Raw genomic sequence first — 20,012 nt, 5'->3', positions numbered from 1 at the left:
AACACTAAGGACGCAGGTGGCGGCACGTCAAAGCGCCGACGGGCGCGGAAACGGACGGAACTGGGCAGATGGGTCTGAACGACGAGGTGGGTCGCAGGCTGAAACGGCTGCGGCAGGACGCCGGCCTGTCCCTGTCGGAGCTCGCGCGCCGCTCAGGCGTCGGCAAAGGCACGCTCTCCGAACTCGAGACGGGGCGGCGCAACCCCACCCTGGAAACGCTCTACGCCCTGACCACCGCACTCGGCCGCCCGGTCAGCGCCGTTCTCGACGACCCACCGCCCGGCGTCGCGGCGGGCGCGGGCGGAGTCTCCGGCAGTGCCGTCACCGCGGTTCTCCTGGAGCGGTACGAGGACGAGGGCGCGGCCACCGACGTCTTCCGTGTCACCATCGCCGACGGCGCGACCCAGGAGTCGGCCGCGCATGTCCCGCACACCACGGAAAGCCTCATGGTGCTCTCCGGGACGGCGGTCGTCGGGCTGCCGGACGCGCCACAGACGGCCACACCCGGCGGCCACGCCCACTGGCCTGCCGACGCCCCGCACTTCTACAGCGCACCGGACGGCGAGGTCCAGGGCGTCCTCTTCGTCCGGTACCCGAAGAGCCCACCTTCGAAGGATCCTGCCTTGGAAGGGACTTAGGGGTCCCGACAAAGGCGTTGGACGTGGCGGTGGGTGAGCAGGCAGACGGCCAGGCCGAGAAAGTGCCGGCGCGTGCCACGAGCAGGGGCTGGAAGAAACCTGTCTCCTGCGGCATCCGCCACCGGGGGTCGGCGAACCCCGCCGAGGCCGCGAGGCCGGTCAGCCGGTCCCGGCCGACCGCCCAGTAGGCGGCCCGGCCGGCCCGGACACGCGCCTGCGCGACGACGCGCCCTGACAATCACAGGACAGCCGCCCGCCACCGGCGGTCAGGACCGCCTCGCGCGGCGGCGGGCAATGATCAGGCCGAGGACCACACCCACCACGAGGGTGACGGTGAGGACGGTCCACAGCGGGAGCGTGACCCTCGGGATCCACATGCGGATCGTGACCGAACCCGTGTTGGCCGCGATGAACCAGACCACCAGGCCCGCGAGCACCACGAATCCGATGGTGCGCAACCGCATATCCCGCCCCTTGACCGTCACAGTCGACGGCCCATGCGCCTTCTTTGCGGTGTTCGGAGACATACCATCCATTATCGGAGGGTTACGCCGACGGGGCGACTCACACCTTCGACCGGAGCCTCCTCAGCGCCAGTCGAGGCCAAGGCCCACCTCGGGAGAAAAACATCGTCGGCAACCGGATGACTGCCCCTTCCTGCCTCGCGCCCCGCACCAGGCTTGATCGCGTTCAGCGGCCGGACGACCGCGCGGACGATGCGCGGTGAGCGGAGCCATGCCGTCGGCGGCCAGGCCGCCGGCGAAGTCCTCACGTCGCGGACCCGAACACCCAGGAGCCGTACGGGCCACGGGGAGGTTCGCCCATCGCGTTCGGCGGGAATGAGCAGCTGACCGGCACTCCCTTCATCGTCTCCGCCCCGCTCATCGCACCTCACCTGTCCGCACGGTGGGCGACCGCTCGCCTCGACGCTGGGGGGTCTACCCCTGGTTCTCCTGCGGATGCGCGGCGCGCCACGCTGCCATCGACGCGTCCCACTCGTCGCCGGACAGCGCCGTCAGCGACGCCGGGAAGAGGCCGTCCTCCTCCTTGGCGATGTGACGGTGCAGCTCGTCGGCGGCCACCCTGAAACGGCGTGCATCGGTGGGGTCCGCGAGATCCAGGGCGGGCAGCAGCGCGGCCAGCTCACGGTGCTCGGCGACCAGCGCATCGATGTAGTCCGTGTATTCCGGATCGTCCCGCATCACCGCGAACAGACCGTTCTCCTCACCCTGCCAGTGCGTGGCCAGCTCCCGTGACATCACGTCGGCCAGCTCCCGCGCGGCCGCCGTATCACCACGTTCCAGAGCCCGCACCGCGTCCCCGGCCGCGTCGGTAACCCGCTCATGCTCGGCGATGAACTCCTTGATCAGCGGAATCTCACGGCAACCGCAGTAATGACACATGGACCCATCACAGACGCCCACGCCCGACTTCCCGCGCCGCCAGGGCGGGAGCCGCTCCCGTGCTCACCCATGTGCCCCAGCCAACGACGACAGCAGCAACTGTCTCCCCGCTCGCGAGCTCCGGCCCCGGGCGATCAGGGCCCTCAGGTCGTCGGACGAGCCGGCAAAACGTGTGCGGCAGGCGGCGCCCACCGCACGCAGGGTGATCCTCGAGGTCGGGCGGTCCAGGCCCCTGGCGATCTCGGCGTAGGCGAGGTCGTCGGCCAGCCCCAGCGCGATCTGCTGGCGCTCTTGCTGGGCAAGTCTGCCTCCTGGCATTGCGCCCCCCTTCTCCTTCACAGCGCTGCACCGGTCCCCGCCGTCCGCGCCCGGCACTCGTGGCCGGTGTCCGGCGCTCGCGTCGGTGTCCGGCACTGGTGCCCGGCGTGGCGCCTATAGCGTTCACTTCCATTCCATTGCAACGAACAGGGGTGGGGGTTGTTGCGTTAGAGCCCAGACCATTGCAATGAAATCTCTGCAACTACCTGCAGTTATAGGGTTCTTACGCAACAAGGCCGTTGCCTGATCTTTGAATGCAACGTAGCGTTTCGCCCATCAGAAACAACGGATTCAAGGAGCACACCATGCAGAAGTTCGACACCCCCACCCCCGTCACCGCCGTCCTGGACATCCCCGCCGGACGCATCCGGTTCATCGCCGCCGACCGCGCCGACACATGCGTCGAGATCCTGCCCGCCGACAAGTCCAAGAGCCGCGACCTCAAGGCCGCCGAACAGACCACGGTCACCTACGCCGACGGCGTTCTGCGCATCGAGGCCGCCGCCGCGAAGAACCGCATCCTGGGCAACTCCGGATCCGTCGAGGTGACCGTCCAGCTGCCCGCCGGCTCCCGCATCGAGGCGAAGACCGCCGCCGCCGAACTCCGCGGCGTCGGACGCCTCGGCGACGTCACCTTCGAAGGCGCGCAGGGCACGGTCAAGCTCGACGAAACCGCCAGCGCCCGCCTCACCCTCCAGGCCGGCGACATCCTCATCGGCCGCCTGACCGGCCCCGCACAGATCAGCACGCAAAAGGGCGACCTGAACATCGCCGAAGCCACGAGCGGCAGCGTCGAACTGCGCACCGAGTCCGGTGACATCACCATCGGCGCCGCCCGCGGCGTGTCTGCCACCCTCGACGCCGGCACCACCTACGGCCGCATCCACAACACCCTCCAGAACACCGACGGCGCCACCGCCGCACTCACCATCCACGCCACCACCGCCCACGGCGACATCACCGCCCACAGCCTCTAACCCACCCACAGCCCCTGAGGAGCACCTCTCTTGACTTCCTCCCCCTCGTGAACGAGGGGATTCCCACGGCTTGCGCCGTGGGGATTCCTGCTTCGTCACCGACTGCCCGACCGGAGTTCTCCGTTGAGGTCTTAGAACCCCAAACGAAATGGAGTGGCGGATGCACTCCTCGCAGGGCGACGATCGCTCGGTAATCGCCGATGAAGGGGCAGCTATGGGCGACATCGCTCCGAGGGAGCTCATCTCCCTCGCCGATGACGAGGCGAACAGCGTCACCGTCAACGTTCTGGGGCGTGACCCCAGATGGTCCGCCGGGCTGGAAGCCGAGATCGTGGTCAGGACACCGTTCGTGTCCGGCCGTATCAACCTGGTGCTGTCAACCTCGAAGCTCGAAAGCTGGGCAGATGCGTTGAACCTGCTCGACGCCGACGAGGACGTCGTCTGGATGGAGTGGGACAGAGGGCCGTCCATCTCCATCCAACTCACCGGCGAGCGTGACTGTCCGGAGGTGATCGTGGAGGACGAGTCGGGGTCCATGGTCACCGTGCGGGTGCCGCTCGTACCGCCGGACGACTGGATCGCTGACCACCGGCAACGCCTGCACCAGGTGATGAATCACTGGGTTCCGATGCTGTCAGAGTAGGGAGACAAGCCGCCGCCAGCAGATGAGCGCACATCCCAGAGTGAGGAAGGCTTCATGGATGTCGTCGCGGATCTCCCAGCAGATCCGCAGGCGGCGGAACCAGTACAGGTGCGCAAACGCGCGCTCGGCAAACCAGCGTTGCGCACCGAGGCCGGAACCATGCTCGTTGCCACGGCGGGCGATGACCGGCTTCACACCGAGGTCCCAGACGAGCCGGCGGTACTTGTCGTGGTCGTAACCGCGGTCCCCAAGTACGACGTCCGGGCGGCGGCGTGGTCGGCCGCGCTTGCCTCGCACGGACGGTCCTGCTTGAAGCGGTGGGATGAGCTCCCCCCGGCGGGCGTCCACGGGCACCACAACCATGCGCAGCGACTGCGCGACGCTCACCCGGCCGACAGTGACGCTCAAGGGCCAACTAGACACTCTGTCAGGCGGACTTCCGCACGACCAGACGTGTCGGAGTGACCACGGAGGACAGCGGATGGCTGCCTTCTCGCGAATCGAGCTCGTCCGATGTCCTCTTGAACAGCAGCCGGGCCATCAGACGGCCCATGTCCTCGATGTCCTGGTGCACCGTGGTCAGCGGAGGCTCCGTTGCCTCGGCGATGGTCGGCAGGTCGTCGAAGCCGACGACAGCGACATCATCGGGTACGCGGCGCCCTCGTCCCCGAAGTACGCGCAGGGCACCGGAGGCCATGAGATCCGATGCGACGAAGACTGCATCCAGGTCGGGGCACCGGTCGAGGAGCACGGCCATGGCGTCGGCACCGCCTTGCAGCGTGAAGTCGCCCTCGGCGATGAGTTGGGGTGGGGCCTCGATGAGCACGTCCCGGTAGCCGTCGAGGCGGTCCATCGCGGAAGCTTGGTTGAGCGGGCCGGTGATGGTTCCGATGCGTCGGCGTCCCAGCGATACGAGATGCCGGACGGCTTCCCTGGCTCCGCCTCGGTTGTCGGCGTCCACGTAGGTGTATCTGTGGCTGCGGTGGCCGGAGCCGAAGGTGGGGCGTCCGCCGAAGACGGCGGGCAGGCCCATGCGCTCGACCATGGCGGGCAACGGGTCGTCGGTGCGCAGCGAGAAGAGCAGGGCGCCATCGACGTGGCCGCCGCCCAGGAAGTTCCCGACGCGCGGATAGTCGTCCGGCTCCTCAATGAACAGCAGCACTGGCTGCGCGCCTTGTTGGACGAGTTCCTGCCGGATGCCGCGCAGGTGGCAGTCGAAGTACGGGTCCACGAAGAGCCGGTTCTGCGGTTCGGTGACCACGACGGCGACGGCGTTGTTGCGGCGGGTGACCAGGCTTCGGGCGGCTTGGTTGGGTACGTAGCCGAGTTCGTCCACTGCCTGTCGGATGCGTTCTGCGACCGCGGCGCGCACTTTGGGCTCGCCGTTGATCGCACGGGACACCGTGGACTTCGACACCCCGGCCCGGCGCGCTACGTCCTCGAGTGTGGGGCGATGTCCGTTCGACCGTTCCGTCAACACGTTCTCCGATTTCGCGCAGTTCCTCGGGCGTTGGACACGTTAGCCGTCGGCCGCCCGAGCCCGGGGTTCGATTCGGCCTGGTACCGGCCCTGTTCGGCAAAGCCGGCCCGGGTACTCCGGGCCTCGTCCCGTTCTCCGCTCCAGCCTCATCCAACGACCGGTGCACGCTCTTCAAGGAGTCCTGCCTCCCCCAGGTGCCGACTTGCCCGCGCTCCACAAGGCGAGAGGCGCCGTACTCGACAGTGTGGAAGGGCCCTCGCCTCCCCGGAAGGCGGGCGATCCAGGCCGACTTGCTGGGCCGCAGCTCTTGATAGGGCCGGGTTCAGTGGGGATGGCGGTGGGCGGCGGGCAGTCGGCTGATCTCGACGAGCCGGTCGAAGTCGACGGCGACGCCGCGCAGCAGCAGGTCGGCCAGCCGGCGGGCGGCCGCCCTGTCGAGGGGGGCGGTGCCGAGCAGGGCACGCTGGTAGACGACGGATGCGAGCAGGTCCACCACGAGGCCGGGGTCGGTGTCGGGGCGCAGGTCGCCCCGGTCGACGGCGCGTCGGACCGCGACCTCGGCGGCGGACCGACTGGGTTCCACCAGGGCGGTCAGCAGATGGCGGTGGAGCTCCGGGTCGGCGGCGCACTCCGCGACCAGGGGGGCGAGGACGCCCGGCGGCAGCCTGGTGTCCAGGGCCTCGGCAAGGAGCTCGACGCTCTGCTGGAGATCGCAGCGGGTGCAGTGGGTGTCGGGAGTGGGCGGGGCGACGAGCACCGAGGCGAGGGCGTCGATGACCAGCCGCTGCCGCACCGGCCAGCGGCGCCGGATGGCCGCCTTGGTGGTGCCGGCCCGGACCGCGGCCTTCTCCAAGGCGAAGCCCGTGTAGCCGTCCTCACGCAGCAGCTCGATGGTGGCGGCCAGCACCGCCGCACCGATCGCCGGGTCGCGCGGGCGGCCACCGGCGGGGCTCATCGCCGGTCGTCCTGCGGGTACCAGCGCAGCTCGACAGTGTTGTCGTCCGGGTCCCGCACGTACACGGACTGCGCAGAACCGCGGGCGCCCCAGCGCGGCACGGGCCCCTCCAACACGGTGAACACCCCCGAGTCGACGACCTCCTGCCAGTCGAGCGGCTCCACGACCAGGCACAGATGGTCCACGTTGGCCGCCTTACCCGCCGCGTCCTCGGTTCGTTGGACGAGATCGATGACGGTTTCGGCGCTCACCCGCACCGACGGGAACGGCGCCTTCTTGGCCCGCCATTCCTCGGCCCGCTCGGCGGAGAGCCCGAGCGGGCCGCAGTAGAAGGCGAGCGACCGCTCGACGTCGGCGACGTTGAGCACCAGATGATCGAAGCCGGTGACATGCATGTGAATCCCTCTCGGTGGACGCCGCCATTAAGATCCGAACCGGTTCGGATCGTATTACCGCTCGCCGACCGCTCACAACCCCTCACGCCGGAACGGGCCCCGGACTCATCTGCCCGCGTGGATCGGCCGGAGCGACGTGCCGTCCGATGCGGCACATCGCAGAACGCCGCACCGTCCTCGTGCTGGGCGCTCGACCGACTCGGTGGAACGCGGCAACACGGTGAGGTGCCGTGCCGGGCCTCGGGAGTTCGTTACGGATCTTCAGTGCGCTCCTGGCCGGAGGAGGCCGTGACGCCCCGACGGTTGCTTGCCGATGGCGTCCTCGACCAACACCCGGTCCAGGTAGAGGACTTCGGCGCTGTCGGCGACGGCCAGCCTCACCCTGGTCGTCGCCGAACAAGTTCATGCCGTTCAGAGGGTTACAGCCTTCGGCCTGGCCGTGTGGGTGCGGAGGGCGGTACCGTCGCCGAGCTACTGGTCCACATCGGCGACCGGGTGGACGCCGGACAGCCGTTGCTGGCCCTGGTCTGAGCCGATGGCCGGACCGCTCAGTGGGCGCCGTGCGGCCGATCGGCGATCATCACTCCGCAGTGGAGATGTGATCACGCATCAGCCCGCGAGCACCCTGTGATGACCCCTCCCCCAGGGCGGACCAGACCTCCTCGTGATCGCGGCGTGCCGGGCAGGTGCGCGCAATCGCCGCCACGCCGACGCTCGGGACAGTCGGGCGGATCTGACCGCAGCTGCTGCGGGTGCCGGAGATGCCGCGGGTGCCGGGGTACCGCGAGTGCCGGGGTACCGGAGATGCCGGCCGTTTCGGAGAGGTGTCAGTGCGGCCGGGGACGGAAGCGGCGAAGCCAGTCCTGGGTGTGGGTGATGTGCGCCCCCGCGGCGAGCGCGGCGGCCATGGGGTCGCGTGCCGTGATCGCCGCCGCGATAGCCCGGTGGCCCTTGTCGCTGTCCCGGCGGACCTCCTCGATCGAGTAGATGTCGTAGTGGCTGCCGCGCGAGCGGAACACCTCGACCAGTGCGGCCAGCGACTCGTTCCCGCCCGCGTCGCAGATCCGCTGGTGGAAGCGGGCGTCCAGGTCGCTCAGTGCGGTGTGGTCGGTCTCGCTCTCCATGGCTGCGAGCAACTCGGAAAGCTCGGCGTCGAGTTCGGCAGTGGCACGCGCCGCGGCCTGCCCGGCCGCGTGGGACTCCAGGACGCGGCGGATCTCGACGAGTTCGAGGAGGCCGTCCAGCGGGACCAGGTCCACGGTGGCGGCGAAGCCTCGCATCATCTCGGCCGGGCGCAATTGGGAGACATAGGTGCCGGAGCCGTGCCGGGCCTGGAGCACGCCGAGCGCCTCGAGCTCGCGGACGGCCTCGCGCAGGGAGCCGCGGGAGGCTCCGAGCTGATCGCAGAGCGCGGGTTCCGCGGGCAGCTTCTGACCGGGCGTCAGCTCGCCGGAGGCGATCAGCGCCCTGAGCTGGGCCACTACGTCCTGTTTGGCAGCCATCCGCTCCCCCGTTTCTCTGCGTGGGGAGCTTATCGCCCCCAAGTCATCGTATGACTCTGCGCCAGACCCGTTCCGTCACCCGTATCGATGCTGCTACTTTCCCACTGCCCAGAGAACTCATCGGACAACTTTGAGGGAGCCTCGCCATGCCTCAGGCCGATCTCCGTCCCCTCGCGCCAGATCCGGTGCTCCGGCCGGACGGCCTCCCAGCGCTGGACGACTGGTCACTCGACCCAGCGGTACGACACCTCAACCACGGATCCTTCGGTGCGGTGCCGTCGGCGACCGGGGCGTGGCAGCAGACGCTGCGCGAGGAGGCCGAACGCGACCCGGTCGCATGGTTCCGCCACCTGCCTGCACGTGTGGCGCAGGCCCGGTGCGCCATCGCCGACTGGCTGCACGCACCGCAGGAGGCGACGGCGCTGGTCCCCAACGCGAGTGCGGGCGTCACGGCCGTGCTGTCCTCGCTGCCGCTGCGCGCAGGTGAACGGATCGTGGTCACCGACCACGCCTACGGCGCCGTCGACATGGCGGTGCGGCGACATGCGGCACGGGCCGGCGCCCAGGTCGACACCGTGCACATCCCGCTGGCCGCGGACGCCGAGCAGAGCGCGGCGCTGATACGCGCGGCGGTGGACGCGCACGACCGTACGGCCCTGGTCGTGGTGGACCACATCACCTCCGCCACCGCCCGGCTGATGCCGGTTCAGCAGATCGCCACGGACTGCCGCGAGCGCGGCATCGCACTGCTGATCGACGGCGCGCACGCACCCGGCATGCTCGCCGAGCCGCTGCGCGGCCTTCAGGGCTCGTACTGGGTCGGGAACCTGCACAAATGGCCGTGCGCCCCGCGCGGCACCGCAGCTCTGGTCGCCCAACCGGCCGATTCCGCGGATCGGCAGCGGCTGTTCCCACCGATCGATTCCTGGGGCGCACCGGACGACTACCCACAGCGCTTCGACCAACAAGGCACGCTGGACCTGGCCGCCTGGCTGGCCACCCCCCATGTACTGGCTCTCATCGAGGACCGCTACGGCTGGGACGCAGCCCGGACCCATATGTCCACTCTGGCCGACTACGCCCAGCAGTACGTCGCCGAGCGCTGGGGTGTCAGCCTCGACGGGCTTCCCCCTGAACCAGCTCCCGCTATGCGGCTGGTCCCACTCCCCGACAGCATCGCCGCCGACCAGGCCGCCGCACACACGCTGCAGCACGCCATCGCCGACCGCCACGCCTGCGCCACGTCCGTCACCACCTGGCGCGGCCGCGGGTTCCTTCGCCTGTCGGCCCACCTGTACAACACCCCCGCCGACTACCAGGACTTCGCCGACCGCTGCGACGTGCTCCACCCCTGACGCCCCCCGACCGCGTACCACTTCACCCCCACAGGGACGCCATGACGCGCAGAAAGACGATCGAAGCCACCATCGCCGAAGCCGGCGCCGGCACCACCCGGCTCACCCGCGCACTCGGACCGCTCCACATGACACTGATGGGTATCGGCGTCACCGTGGGAGCCGGGATCTTCGTCCTCACCGGCACCGCCGCCGCCCGCTACGCGGGGCCGGGCATCGTGCTGTCCTATCTGCTCGGCGCCGTGGCCACCTTTCTGGTCGCGCTGTGCTACACCGAGTTCGCCAGTACGGTCCCGGTCGCGGGCAGCGCTTACACCTATGCCTACGTCTCGCTCGGCGAACTCGTCGCCTGGATCATCGGCTGGGACCTGATCCTGGACATGACCATGGGTGCCGGGGCGGTGGCCACCGGCTGGTCCCAGTACTTCACCGACTTCCTGGGCACCTTCGGGGTGCACCTGCCATCGGCCATCGCCGGGCCGAACGCGACCGTGAACGTTCCCGCGGTGCTCGTCATACTCGTCCTCACCGCGATCCTGGCCTCGGGCATCCGCACGACCGCGCGGATCAACATGGCCATGACGCTGGTGAAACTGGCTGCCGTGGCCCTGTTCCTGGTCATCGGAGTCCAGCACCTGAATGCCGCGAACTGGTCGCCGTTCATCCCGGCCGCCAAGTCCGCCGCCGAGAGCGGAGGATTCTGGCAGGAGCCGGTCCTGAGCAGGCTGGGCCTCGGGTTGAACGCCAGCTTCGGCGCGGCTGGTGTGCTCACGGGCGGGGCCATCATCTTCGGCGCCTACTCCGGCTTCGACATCATGGCGTCCAGCGCGGAAGAAGCCCGCGACCCGCGCCGCACCATGCCCCGCGCGCTGAGCGCCACGGTCGCGGTGTGCGCGCTGCTCTACGTGGCCGTCGCGCTGGTCGTCACGGGGATGCAGAACTACACCAAGCTCGACAACGCCGCACCCATCACCGGTGCGCTGCAGGCGGTGGGCGCCCATTGGGCGACCCGGATCATCGGGCTGGGCGCGATCTGCGGACTCACCACCGTCGTCATGATCATGATGCTGGGGCAGTCCAGGGTCTTCCTGGCCATGAGCCGCGACCGACTGCTTCCGGAATGGTTCGCGCACGTGCACCCGGTCACCCGCAGCCCTCGCCGGATCGTCTGGCCCCTGGGTGTCGCGGTGGCGTTCATGACCGCGCTGCTGCCCATCAACGACCTTGCCGAACTGGGCAATATCGGAATGCTCTTCTCCTTCATCATCGTCTGCCTCGGCGTCCTACGGCTCCGGCGCACACAGCCCTCCTTGCCCCGAGGCTTCCGCACCCCCTGGGTACCGTTCGTCCCCGTTCTGGGCACCGTGCTCTGCGTGGTACTGATCCTCAGCCTTCCGACCATCACATGGGCCCGGTTCCTGGCCTGGATGGCCGTCGGTCTGGCCATTTACTACTTTTGGGGCCGCCACAACAGCCGCTTCGCCACCGCCGAGAAACCGTCGACATCAGACATGGACGCGGAACTCAGTCCCGACCAGTCGGGCCGCGTGTGAGCCCTGGAACGCGGCGCCGGCCCAAAGGCCCCAGGCCTGTACCGGTCGATGGAACGCTGACACCGGTCCTGGCGTGACAGAGAGGCGAGAGGCAGTGTGTGGCCCTCCTCACGCCTTCCTCTCTGCACGCCGCTGGCCTCACCCCCGGGTCGTTGTTATCGTTAACACGTGTCAGGGCGCACTCCTGCCCGGAGCACCTGACCGCGCTGCCGCGACAACTCTCTGGAGAGCCACCATGCCCCGCCCCTACGACCGCAACCCCCGCTATTCCGCAGTCGACGGGACTGTGCTGCGCGGCTGGTCCGCCGCGGCCGCCGCGCTGCCCGCCGGTGAGCTGATCCTCGCCGTCGACGGCCCGGCCGCCCTGGACTGGGCGGCTGCGGCCCGCGATCTCGCCGCCGCGTTCACCGCGCAGGGCCGCACCGCGCACCTCCTCGACCTGCGCACCCACGAGGCGGACTGGGACACGGTCCTGGAGCGCACCGGCGACGCCCCCGGCGCCCCACACACCGACCGCTACTACCTGCCGCTGTCCCAGTCCCCGCTCTCCGACCTCTACAGCGAGCTGCCCCACGCCGAGCGCCCCGCCGACGGTGTGCTGATCGTCCACGGCCCCGGCGCCGCCCTCGTCGCACACGACGTGCTCTGGTACGCCGACCTGCCCAAGCGGTACGCGGAGGCGGCGATCGCCGCGGCCGAGCTGCCGGTCGGCGTGAACCTCGGTCGCCACCGTGAACCCGGCGACCTCCGCCGGCTGTTCTACGCGGACTGGCCGATGACGGACGCCCACCGCGACGCCCTCGCGCACCGCGTCGACCGCTGGCTCGACCTCCAGGACCCCGCCGCCCCCGCCTCGATCGACGGCACGGCGCTGCGCGCCACCCTCGCCGAGCTGGCCCGCGGCCCGGTCCGCACCCGCCCGTACTTCAACTCCACGCCCTGGGGCGGCCAGTGGGCCGTGCGCGAACTCGGCTTCGAGCCCGAGGGCGGAAACACCGCGCTCGGCTACGAGCTGATCGCACCCGAGGCCGGTGTGCTCGTCGGTGACGACGCCGATGCGCAGGTGGAGCTCCCCTTCCAACTCCTGTGTGTCCTGCACCCGGAGGAGTTCCTCGGCCGAGAGGTGCACGACCGGTTCGGCACCTCGTTCCCGATCCGCTACGACTACCTGGACACCGTCGAGGGCGGCAACCTGTCGCTCCACCTGCACCCGCGCGAGGAGTACATGCGCGGCCACTTCGGCTGGCCGTACACCCAGCACGAGACGTACTACGTCACCGCCCACGAGGGCGACGACCCCCGCGTCCACCTCGGCCTCCAGCAGGACGCCGACCTCACGCTGATGCGCAAGCAGGTCGAGGCCGCCATCGAGCGCGGTGAGGAGATGGACGTCGAGCGTTTCGTGCAGTCGCACCCCTCCGAGGACGGCCGCCTCTACATGATCCCGGCGGGCACGCCGCACGCGTCCGGCACGGGCAACGTCGTTCTGGAAATCAGCGCCACGCCCTACCTGTACTCGCTGCGGTTCTACGACTGGATCCGCAAGGACGCCGCCGGCAACTCCCGCCCGCTGCCGTACGAGCACGGCTTCGCCAACCTCGACGCCCGCCGGCAGGGCGCGGACGTGACCCGCGACCTCATCCAGGACCCGCGCACCCTCCGCGAGGGCGCCGGCTGGCGCGAGGAGGTCATCGGGCAGCTCGACGAGATGTTCTACGAGGTCAGGCGCCTGGTCATCGAGCCCGGTTCCGACGGCACGAGCGACGACACCGAGGGCAGGTTCCACATCCTCAACGTGTCGGCGGGCGCGGGCGTGATCATCGAGACGGCCGACGGTCGCACGCACGACCTGGCCTACGCGGAGACGCTGACCGTGCCGGCGGCGGTCGGCGCGTACCGGGTCCGGCCGCTGGGCGACCGCACTGTGCACGTGGTCAAGTCGCTCGTCAGCTGACCCCACCCACTCCCGGCGGGCGGGCCGGTTCCCTTTCGGGCTCCCCCGTCGGCCGTGTTAACGATAACCAGTCCGGACCTCCGCTCAAACGGTCCGCCCATCCCCCTTCCCCTTGCCCAGGACAGCGCCTCAACGTCGAGGCGCGGAAAGAGGCAGTGCCATGAGCCGTACCACCGTCCCCGCCCGGCCACGGGCCGCGGATCCCTCCCCGACCGCGGGCCGTTCCGTGGTCACCATCGCCGTCGTCAGCGCCCTGGGCGGGCTCCTGTTCGGCTACGACACCGGCATCATCTCCGGCGCCCTGCCGACCATCGCCGACGACTTCTCGCTCGGTGACGGCGGCCAGCAGGTCGTCACCAGCGCGATCATCGTCGGCGCGATCATCGGCGCCGTCCTGTCGGGCCGGATCGCCGAACGCCTCGGCCGCCGCAAGGCCGTGCTGTGGTCCGCAGGCATCTTCGGCGTCGGCGCCGTTGCGGCCGCCGTCGCACCGGAGACGTGGACGCTGTGCCTGGCGCGGCTCGTACTCGGCCTGGCCGTCGGCCTCGCCTCGCAGGCCGTCCCGCTGTACGTCGCCGAGATCGCGCCGCCCGCCAAGCGCGGCGGGCTCGTCGTCGCCTTCCAGCTCGCCGTCACGCTCGGCATCCTGACCGCCTACCTCGCGGGCTACGCCCTCGACGAGAACTGGCGCTGGATGTTCGGCCTCGGCCTGGCGCCCGCTCTCGTCCTCCTCACAGGCATGGCCGCGCTCCCGGAGAGCCCGCGCTGGCTGTTCACGCACCGCGGTCCCGAGGCGGCACGCGCCGTTCTCGACCAGGTCAGGACCGACCCAGCAGCCGTCGACACCGAGCTGAGCGAGCTGGCCGCCACCGCTCACGAGAAGGGCGAACACGGGCTGCGCGCCCTGCGGGCCCGCTGGCTGCGCCCGGCCCTGATCGCGGGCATCGGTCTCGCCGTGGCCTCGCAGATCACCGGCATCAACGCGATCATCTACTACGCCCCGACCATCCTCGGCGACTCCGGCTTCGGCCGCTCCTCCGCCATGCTCACGACGGTCGGCGTCGGCGTCGTGAACTTCCTGATGGTGGCGCTCGGCATCTGGCTCGTCGACCGGATCGGCCGCCGAAAGCTCCTGCTCGTGCTGCTGCCGGGGGCGGTCGTCTGCCTCACCGTGATGGCCGCGGTGTTCATGGGCGGCCACGCCCCGCAGGGCGGCGCCCGCTGGCTCGTTGTCGCCTGCATCCTCGGCTACATCGCCTGCAACGGCGGCAGCCTCTCGGTGGTGGTCTGGCTCGCGGGGCCAGAGATGTTCCCGTGGAAGGTGCGGGCCGTCGCGGTCGGCGTCTCCACCTTCGCCGTGTGGTTCGTCGACCTGATCGTGTCCCTCACCACCCTGTCGCTCACCAGCGCGCTCGGCGTCTCGGGCACGTTCTGGCTGTTCACCCTCATGAACCTGCTCGCGTTCCTGTTCACCTTCCGCTACGTGCCCGAGACCCGCGGGCGCAGCCTGGAGGAGATCGAGGGCGCCCTGCGTTCGGGCACGTTCCGCGCGATGCGCTGACCGGCCCGAACCCGGGATCCTGTACGGAGAAGGAAACGACTGCGATGAAACACATCCCCCGCGCGGCCGGCCCCGCATGGGCCGAGTCGCCGCTGCACCATCGGTGGCTGACCGCCGAGTCCGAACGACTCCTCACCTTCTTCGAAGACGCGGTCGCCGACAAGCGCGGCGGCTTCTCCTGGCTGCGGTCCGACGGCACCCCCGACCGGGACCGCCCCCAGGACCTGTACGCCTGTGCCCGCCTGGTGCACTGCTTCGCGCTCGCCCATCTGATGGGCCGACCGGGCGCCCGCGACCTGGCGCTGCACGGAATGTCCGCACTGTCGGGGGCATTCCACGACGACGAGCACGGCGGCTGGTTCGCCGCGGCGCACCCGGACGCCACCCCGGCCGACACCACCAAGGCCGGTTACGCGCACGCCTTCGTGCTGCTGGCAGGGGCGACCGCCACGCAGGCCGGACTGCCGGGCGGCCGCGCCCTCCTGGACGAGGCGGCCGCAACGATCGACCGCCATTTCTGGCGCGAGGACGAGGGAGCGGCGCTCGACTCCTACGACCGGACGTGGACGACCCCCGAGGACTATCGCGGGCAGAACAGCAACATGCACCTCACGGAGGCGTACCTGGCCGCGACCGAGGCCACGGATGACGCGCGGTTCGGCGAACGCGCCCTGCGCATCAGCGACTTGATCATCCGTAAGCACGGGGCGGCGCACGAGTGGCGGGTCCCCGAGCACTTCGACACGGACTGGCGCCCCGATCTCGCGTACAACAGCGACCGTCCCGAGGACCCGTTCCGTCCCTACGGCTCCCTCGTGGGCCACTGGCTGGAGTGGGCGCGCCTGCTCGTCATGGTGCGCGCCCAGACATCGGGCGCCCAGGCGGCGTGGACGACGGAGGCGGCGCAGCAACTGTTCGCTCGCGCCGTGACCGAGGGCTGGGACGCCGAGCGCGGCGGCTTCGTCTACAGCGTCGACTTCTCCGGGAAGCCGGTGAACCGGCAGCGCATGCACTGGACGATCGCCGAGGCCGTCGGCGCGGCCGTCTTCCTGTACCGGGCGACCGGCGACGCGACATACGAAAGCTGGTACCGCTCGTTCTGGGACTACGCGGCGCGCGACGTCCTGGACGGGGCGGGCGGCAGTTGGTGGCACGAACTCGACACCGATGGCCACCCCACCACCACGACCTGGGACGGCAAGCCCGACCTCTACCACGCGTTCCAGGCCACGCTCTACGCCCGCGCCCCGCAGCACCTCGGCCTCGGCGAGGCGGCCCGCCAGGGGGTGATCGCATGCTGACGCCCGTCCTGGAGATCGGTGGCACGCACGTCACCGCTGCGCTCGTCGACCTCGAAGGGGGCCTGGTCCACGAGCAGGTCAGGGCGCCGCTGCCCGCGCAGGGCAGCGTCGACGAGATCCTCGGCGCGGTCGCCGGAACGGCCGCCCGCCTGGCCTCCCCGGCCGCAGCGCCGTGGGGCGTGGCCGTGCCGGGGCCCTTCGACTACGAGGCGGGGATCGGCCTGTTCGAGGGCGTCGGCAAGTTCGAGTCGCTCTACGGGATCGACCTCCGCGCCGAACTGCAACACCGCCTGACCCCCGAGCCGGGCACGCTGCGGTTCCTCAACGACGCGGACGCCTTCGGCATCGGTGAGTACGCCGCCGGAGCCGCGGCCGGGCACGAGCGCGCCCTGTGCGTCACTCTCGGCAGCGGCATCGGCTCCGCCTTCGTCGACCACGGCGAGCCCGTCAACGAAGGACCTCTCGTCCCGCAGGACGGCAGCGCCCACCTGCTCATATACGCGGACCGCCCGTTGGAGGACACCGTCTCGCGCCGGGGCATCCGCGCCGCTTACGCCCGTGCCGCGCTCGACGACCCGGACGTCGTACCCGATGTGCGCACCATCGCGGAGCTGGCTCGCGGCGGGGACCGGTACGCGCGCGTGGTCCTCGACCACGCCTTCCGCGCTCTCGGCGAGACGCTCGCCCCGTGGATCGACCGCTTCGAGGCCACTGTGCTCGTGGTGGGCGGCTCGATGGCCGCGTCCTGGGACCTGATCGAGGTGCCGCTGCGTATCGGTCTCGCCGAGGGGCCCGATACGTCGTCTGCCCGGCGGCTGACGGTGCGTACGGCGCTGTGCCCCGAGGACGCGCCGCTGCTGGGCGCCGCATGGTGGGCGCGGCGGCCGACCGTGACATCGGCGATCCGTGACGTCGGCAGTCCGTGACGTCCGTCCACCGGACCTAGGATGAGGGTGCGGGCCGCCGCCCGCCTCGATCGGCGGGCGTGTCCGCGCCCAGGAGAAGTGAAGAGAGTGCGAAGCGCAGTGCCCCAGTCCGGGAGTCCGGCCCGCTCCGGCGCCACGCCCCCCACGATGCGGGACGTCGCCGCGCGGGCCCAGGTGAGCGCCATGTCGGTCTCGCGCGTCCTCAAGGACGACGAGCGCGTCAGCACCGCCACACGGGCCAAGGTGCTCGCGGCGGTGGAGGAGCTCGGCTACCGGCGCAACGAGGTGGCACGCAACCTTCGTCTCGGCAAGACCAGCGGCATGATCGGACTCGTCGTCACCAACCTGGCGAACCCCTTCTACTCCCGGCTCGCCCTGGGCGCCGAACAGGTCGCGGAGGAACACGGCCTGCGTCTCGTCCTCGGCAACACCGCCGAACAGGTCCAGCGCGAGCGGGAGTTGGTCGAGGACCTGGTGTCCCGACGGGTGGACGGCATGATCGTCGTCCCGGCCGGCACCTCACAACGCCACCTCGCCCCGGACGTGCTCGGCCCCACCCCGGTCGTCCTCGCGGGCCGCCCGCCCGCCGGCATCGAGGCCGACACTGTCCTCGTCGACGACTTCGGCGGCGCTCACGCGGCCACCGCCCGGCTGATCGCCGACGGCCACCGCTCCATCGGCTTCGTCGGCAATCCACCCGCCCTGTTCACCGGCGCCGAGCGCTTCCGGGGCTACTGGGCGGCCCACGAGGAGGCCGGACTGACCCCCCGCGAGGAATGGATCAGCAGGGGCGCCTACGACATCCCCGGGGCCGAGGCCGCGGCGCACCGACTCCTCGACCGCACGGACGCGCCGACAGCACTGTTCTGCACGAACAACCGCATCACCCTCGGCGCCTACCGTGCCGTGCGGGGCCTGCGCAGCGGCACCGCGCTTGCCGGGTTCGACGACTTCGAGATGGCGGACCTGCTGGACGTGCCGGTCACCGTCGTCGCCTATGACGCCGACGAAGTAGGGCGCCGCGCCGCCCGTCTGCTGCTCGAGCGCATCGCCGAGACCCCGGCCGCGCCACAGCAGCCGCCACGCAGGACGGTCGTCCCCACTCACATCGTGCACCACACGGGCGCCTGACCCCGCAGAGGACCGCCCGGCACATACACAACTCGAAGCCACTTGCCGGGGGACGCATGCCGCGTCGGTGGTGAGCGGTGGTTGGCACCCGCCGCGCTCGGGCCGCACGCTGCGGGCGCAAACCTACCCAGGCAGTTCCGTGCGCTCCCACCACTCGTACACAGGCAACAGACCCTGCGAGGTCTCCTCCTGACGTGTCGTGACCTTGAAGTGCTCGTACCCCCCGCGCAGGGGAACTTTGATGTCGGCCCCGGGCGTGGAGACGGAGACGATCCGCTCAGGAAGATCGTCAGGACCGCCCTCGAGAACTGCTTTCATCGCGTCGACCATGACCAGATCTTCCCCGCAGGCCCGACCGGCTCCTTCATGACGCGCCGACACGTCTGCCACTCCCCTCTTTCCGTGCCGGCGACCCCCACCACCACGAGGGGCTCATCAGGCCGGACCCAACACTGGCCGCCACTGTCGGGCTGTGCGCGATGCTCACGGCCCGGTCCACCGAACCGTCGGCGACCTTGATGCTCTGGCTCTGATGCCCCTCGACGTACACCGCGCCGCCGCGCAGTCGTACGCCCATCCTGGCCGCCACGATCCCCGAACTGACGCCTCCGGCCGCACCGAAGTCGTCGTACGCCTCGCCGGACTGATCACCAGCGTGCCGCCCAAGATGATCAAGCAGGGCAACCCCGGGGCGATCGTCAACTTGGCTGACCGAGACGGCCAACTGGAAGTGCTGTCCTTCCCCGCGACGTACACGCTCGTCGTGGGCGCGATCGTCGAGGAACAGCGTCATCTCCGTCCAGGGCCGCATCAACGACCGAGACGGCACGATCAACCTGGCCGCTCAGGAGCTCCAGGATCCCGTCCGACTGAACATTCAGGGACCACGCAAAACGACGGGCCGACACCACCCTGCAGGTCGGGGAGCCCATCACCGGGAGGACCTGCGAGCCACACCCAGTCCCGGCCCCCGGGACGAGCCCCAGGGGCCGGCTCTGTGCAGCACTGTCACTGGCCGCTGAGGTACCTGCCGTACGCGAGCGCGCTCGACGGGGAGGGCAGGCCCAGCTTGGTGGGCGTGAACGCGGAGGAGCCGTTGACGCTCGCCCGGGGCAGCAGCCACACGCCGCCCGAGGCGGCGTTCTCGCCCGGAGAGCCGACCGCCACGTCCGCCCTGCCGTCGTGGTCGTAGTCGCCGGTGGCGACGGCGGCACCGAACGCGTCGGCGGCCTCCGCGACGCCCGGCATGCGCGGGGTGTCCTGCTGGAACCCGACGGAGTGGCCTTCGCCCCACGCGTCGACGAGGCCGGTCGGGCCGCCGAACAGGAGGGTCGCGGCGCCCGCACCCGAGCGGCTGCCGATCGCCTCGCCAGGGGCGCCTGCGATCAGGTCGTCACGGCCGTCGTTGTCGATGTCGGCGACGGCGAGGGAGGCGCCGAAGTGGTCACCGGTCTCCGCGACGCCCGCCACGCCGACCGTGTCCTGGTTGAGGGTCTGCCGGCGGAATCCGAAGCTGCCGGGCGTGGCGTTGCCGTAGTGGACGTGGATGCCGCCGCCCTTGGCCAGCTCCTCGGGGCCGCACGGGTCGTCGATGTTCTCGTCGGCGATCTCACGGCACTCGCCGAGGGCCAGGTCGTCGTGACCGTCGCCGTCGAAGTCGCCCGCGGCGAGGGCGGAGACGCCGGCGTTGTCGGTGTTCCAGGTGTTGGCCATGGCCTGCTCGGTCGCGTCCCAGGCCCACAGACGTACGTGGGACTGGGTGAACGGGGTCTTCGTCCAGTACCCGACCGCGAGGTCCGCCGTGCCGTCCTCGGTGAAGTCGCCGGTGGCGAGGATGGGGGCGTGGGGGGCGGGGGGGGGGGGGGCGCCGCGCGGGGGGGGGGTGTGGTGGGGCGGGGGGGCGCGGCGGCGGCGCGGGGC

General features: G+C 70.5%; 20 protein-coding genes and 1 pseudogene. 10 read left to right on the top strand and 11 right to left on the bottom strand.

Translation table 11 applies throughout. The annotated features are described in order from the left end of the window. The first annotated feature begins 68 nt into the window (after window positions 1–68). Window positions 69–638 carry a helix-turn-helix domain-containing protein gene (locus tag ACWFR4_RS39500; protein WP_453656483.1) on the top strand — a complete coding sequence of 190 codons (570 nt, stop codon included), beginning with the start codon at window positions 69–71 and terminating at the stop codon, window positions 636–638. A 266-nt stretch (window positions 639–904) separates the two neighbouring features. Here ACWFR4_RS39500 and ACWFR4_RS39495 read toward each other — a convergent pair whose 3' ends face one another. The 3 genes and pseudogenes from ACWFR4_RS39495 to ACWFR4_RS39485 form a co-directional block, all read right to left on the bottom strand. Then, on the bottom strand, window positions 905–1,165 hold the full coding sequence (locus tag ACWFR4_RS39495) for a lipopolysaccharide assembly protein LapA domain-containing protein (protein WP_453656482.1): 261 nt from the start codon (window positions 1,163–1,165) through the stop codon (window positions 905–907). A 411-nt stretch (window positions 1,166–1,576) separates the two neighbouring features. After that, on the bottom strand, window positions 1,577–2,041 hold the full coding sequence (locus tag ACWFR4_RS39490) for a hemerythrin domain-containing protein (protein ID WP_453656481.1): 465 nt from the start codon (window positions 2,039–2,041) through the stop codon (window positions 1,577–1,579). 201 nt (window positions 2,042–2,242) lie between these two features. Then, a pseudogene (locus ACWFR4_RS39485) lies at window positions 2,243–2,359 on the bottom strand (helix-turn-helix domain-containing protein); the annotation flags it as partial. Window positions 2,360–2,664: 305 nt separating this feature from the next. Here ACWFR4_RS39485 and ACWFR4_RS39480 point away from each other — a divergent pair. Both ACWFR4_RS39480 and ACWFR4_RS39475 read left to right on the top strand, forming a co-directional pair. After that, window positions 2,665–3,336, top strand: a complete 672-nt coding sequence (locus ACWFR4_RS39480; RefSeq protein ID WP_453656480.1) for a DUF4097 family beta strand repeat-containing protein — start codon at window positions 2,665–2,667, stop codon at window positions 3,334–3,336. A gap of 160 nt (window positions 3,337–3,496) precedes the next feature. Then, window positions 3,497–3,979: a DUF5959 family protein gene (locus ACWFR4_RS39475; protein WP_453656479.1), complete on the top strand. Its 483-nt coding sequence runs from the start codon at window positions 3,497–3,499 to the stop codon at window positions 3,977–3,979. Here ACWFR4_RS39475 and ACWFR4_RS39470 read toward each other — a convergent pair. The 5 genes from ACWFR4_RS39470 to ACWFR4_RS39450 form a co-directional block, all read right to left on the bottom strand. Beyond that, window positions 3,971–4,387, bottom strand: a complete 417-nt coding sequence (locus ACWFR4_RS39470; protein WP_453656478.1) for a hypothetical protein — start codon at window positions 4,385–4,387, stop codon at window positions 3,971–3,973. The genes ACWFR4_RS39475 and ACWFR4_RS39470 overlap by 9 nt on opposite strands. A gap of 19 nt (window positions 4,388–4,406) precedes the next feature. Then, window positions 4,407–5,456, bottom strand: a complete 1,050-nt coding sequence (locus tag ACWFR4_RS39465) for a LacI family DNA-binding transcriptional regulator (RefSeq protein WP_453656477.1) — start codon at window positions 5,454–5,456, stop codon at window positions 4,407–4,409. Between the two features lie 325 nt (window positions 5,457–5,781). After that, the gene (locus tag ACWFR4_RS39460) at window positions 5,782–6,414 is read right to left on the bottom strand and encodes a TetR-like C-terminal domain-containing protein (RefSeq protein WP_453656476.1); all 633 of its coding nucleotides are present in this window, start codon (window positions 6,412–6,414) and stop codon (window positions 5,782–5,784) included. Further along, on the bottom strand, window positions 6,411–6,809 hold the full coding sequence (locus tag ACWFR4_RS39455; protein WP_453656475.1) for a VOC family protein: 399 nt from the start codon (window positions 6,807–6,809) through the stop codon (window positions 6,411–6,413). Before ACWFR4_RS39455 ends, ACWFR4_RS39460 begins: the two co-directional genes overlap by 4 nt. Before the next feature lie 827 nt (window positions 6,810–7,636). Beyond that, a complete protein-coding gene (locus ACWFR4_RS39450) occupies window positions 7,637–8,311 on the bottom strand; it encodes a FadR/GntR family transcriptional regulator (protein WP_453656474.1) in 675 nt (224 codons plus the stop codon). A gap of 146 nt (window positions 8,312–8,457) precedes the next feature. Between ACWFR4_RS39450 and ACWFR4_RS39445 the strand changes: the two genes are divergently transcribed. The 7 genes from ACWFR4_RS39445 to ACWFR4_RS39415 all read left to right on the top strand — a co-directional run bounded on the left by ACWFR4_RS39445 (window position 8,458) and on the right by ACWFR4_RS39415 (window position 18,092). Continuing rightward, on the top strand, window positions 8,458–9,666 hold the full coding sequence (locus ACWFR4_RS39445) for an aminotransferase class V-fold PLP-dependent enzyme (RefSeq protein WP_453656473.1): 1,209 nt from the start codon (window positions 8,458–8,460) through the stop codon (window positions 9,664–9,666). A 41-nt stretch (window positions 9,667–9,707) separates the two neighbouring features. Continuing rightward, the gene (locus tag ACWFR4_RS39440; RefSeq protein WP_453656472.1) at window positions 9,708–11,219 is read left to right on the top strand and encodes an amino acid permease; all 1,512 of its coding nucleotides are present in this window, start codon (window positions 9,708–9,710) and stop codon (window positions 11,217–11,219) included. A gap of 235 nt (window positions 11,220–11,454) precedes the next feature. Beyond that, window positions 11,455–13,173, top strand: a complete 1,719-nt coding sequence (locus tag ACWFR4_RS39435; protein WP_453656471.1) for a class I mannose-6-phosphate isomerase — start codon at window positions 11,455–11,457, stop codon at window positions 13,171–13,173. 160 nt (window positions 13,174–13,333) lie between these two features. Continuing rightward, the gene (locus tag ACWFR4_RS39430; protein WP_453656470.1) at window positions 13,334–14,734 is read left to right on the top strand and encodes a sugar porter family MFS transporter; all 1,401 of its coding nucleotides are present in this window, start codon (window positions 13,334–13,336) and stop codon (window positions 14,732–14,734) included. A gap of 44 nt (window positions 14,735–14,778) precedes the next feature. Beyond that, the gene (locus ACWFR4_RS39425) at window positions 14,779–16,035 is read left to right on the top strand and encodes an AGE family epimerase/isomerase (protein ID WP_453469716.1); all 1,257 of its coding nucleotides are present in this window, start codon (window positions 14,779–14,781) and stop codon (window positions 16,033–16,035) included. Further along, window positions 16,029–16,961: an ROK family protein gene (locus ACWFR4_RS39420; RefSeq protein ID WP_453656469.1), complete on the top strand. Its 933-nt coding sequence runs from the start codon at window positions 16,029–16,031 to the stop codon at window positions 16,959–16,961. The genes ACWFR4_RS39425 and ACWFR4_RS39420 overlap by 7 nt, the downstream gene beginning before the upstream one ends. Window positions 16,962–17,108: 147 nt before the next feature. After that, on the top strand, window positions 17,109–18,092 hold the full coding sequence (locus tag ACWFR4_RS39415) for a LacI family DNA-binding transcriptional regulator (protein ID WP_453656525.1): 984 nt from the start codon (window positions 17,109–17,111) through the stop codon (window positions 18,090–18,092). Between the two features lie 123 nt (window positions 18,093–18,215). Here ACWFR4_RS39415 and ACWFR4_RS39410 read toward each other — a convergent pair whose 3' ends face one another. From ACWFR4_RS39410 to ACWFR4_RS39400, 3 genes are all read right to left on the bottom strand, one after another. Continuing rightward, window positions 18,216–18,422: a DUF5988 family protein gene (locus tag ACWFR4_RS39410; RefSeq protein ID WP_453656468.1), complete on the bottom strand. Its 207-nt coding sequence runs from the start codon at window positions 18,420–18,422 to the stop codon at window positions 18,216–18,218. A gap of 34 nt (window positions 18,423–18,456) precedes the next feature. After that, on the bottom strand, window positions 18,457–18,885 hold the full coding sequence (locus ACWFR4_RS39405; RefSeq protein ID WP_453656467.1) for a hypothetical protein: 429 nt from the start codon (window positions 18,883–18,885) through the stop codon (window positions 18,457–18,459). Between the two features lie 215 nt (window positions 18,886–19,100). Continuing rightward, a partial coding sequence (locus tag ACWFR4_RS39400) for an FG-GAP repeat protein (RefSeq protein ID WP_453656466.1) occupies window positions 19,101–20,012 on the bottom strand: 912 nt, incomplete at its 5' end.

Source organism: Streptomyces sp. NPDC055140 (assembly GCF_053607285.1).
This window is presented reverse-complemented; position numbering and strand designations above follow the sequence as displayed.

Excerpts from the sequence above, each read along its gene's own strand:
- ACWFR4_RS39495 (WP_453656482.1), bottom strand. The coding sequence starts at position 1,165 with ATGTCTCCGAACACCGCAAAGAAGGCGCATGGGCCGTCGACTGTGACG.
- ACWFR4_RS39445 (WP_453656473.1), top strand. The coding sequence starts at position 8,458 with ATGCCTCAGGCCGATCTCCGTCCCCTCGCGCCAGATCCGGTGCTCCGG.
- ACWFR4_RS39435 (WP_453656471.1), top strand. The coding sequence starts at position 11,455 with ATGCCCCGCCCCTACGACCGCAACCCCCGCTATTCCGCAGTCGACGGG.
- ACWFR4_RS39460 (WP_453656476.1), bottom strand. The coding sequence starts at position 6,414 with ATGAGCCCCGCCGGTGGCCGCCCGCGCGACCCGGCGATCGGTGCGGCG.
- ACWFR4_RS39430 (WP_453656470.1), top strand. The coding sequence starts at position 13,334 with ATGAGCCGTACCACCGTCCCCGCCCGGCCACGGGCCGCGGATCCCTCC.
- ACWFR4_RS39440 (WP_453656472.1), top strand. The coding sequence starts at position 9,708 with ATGACGCGCAGAAAGACGATCGAAGCCACCATCGCCGAAGCCGGCGCC.
- ACWFR4_RS39475 (WP_453656479.1), top strand. The coding sequence starts at position 3,497 with ATGCACTCCTCGCAGGGCGACGATCGCTCGGTAATCGCCGATGAAGGG.
- ACWFR4_RS39490 (WP_453656481.1), bottom strand. The coding sequence starts at position 2,041 with ATGTGTCATTACTGCGGTTGCCGTGAGATTCCGCTGATCAAGGAGTTC.
- ACWFR4_RS39420 (WP_453656469.1), top strand. The coding sequence starts at position 16,029 with ATGCTGACGCCCGTCCTGGAGATCGGTGGCACGCACGTCACCGCTGCG.
- ACWFR4_RS39500 (WP_453656483.1), top strand. The coding sequence starts at position 69 with ATGGGTCTGAACGACGAGGTGGGTCGCAGGCTGAAACGGCTGCGGCAG.
- ACWFR4_RS39425 (WP_453469716.1), top strand. The coding sequence starts at position 14,779 with ATGAAACACATCCCCCGCGCGGCCGGCCCCGCATGGGCCGAGTCGCCG.
- ACWFR4_RS39480 (WP_453656480.1), top strand. The coding sequence starts at position 2,665 with ATGCAGAAGTTCGACACCCCCACCCCCGTCACCGCCGTCCTGGACATC.
- ACWFR4_RS39455 (WP_453656475.1), bottom strand. The coding sequence starts at position 6,809 with ATGCATGTCACCGGCTTCGATCATCTGGTGCTCAACGTCGCCGACGTC.
- ACWFR4_RS39450 (WP_453656474.1), bottom strand. The coding sequence starts at position 8,311 with ATGGCTGCCAAACAGGACGTAGTGGCCCAGCTCAGGGCGCTGATCGCC.
- ACWFR4_RS39405 (WP_453656467.1), bottom strand. The coding sequence starts at position 18,885 with ATGACGCTGTTCCTCGACGATCGCGCCCACGACGAGCGTGTACGTCGC.
- ACWFR4_RS39410 (WP_453656468.1), bottom strand. The coding sequence starts at position 18,422 with ATGGTCGACGCGATGAAAGCAGTTCTCGAGGGCGGTCCTGACGATCTT.
- ACWFR4_RS39415 (WP_453656525.1), top strand. The coding sequence starts at position 17,109 with ATGCGGGACGTCGCCGCGCGGGCCCAGGTGAGCGCCATGTCGGTCTCG.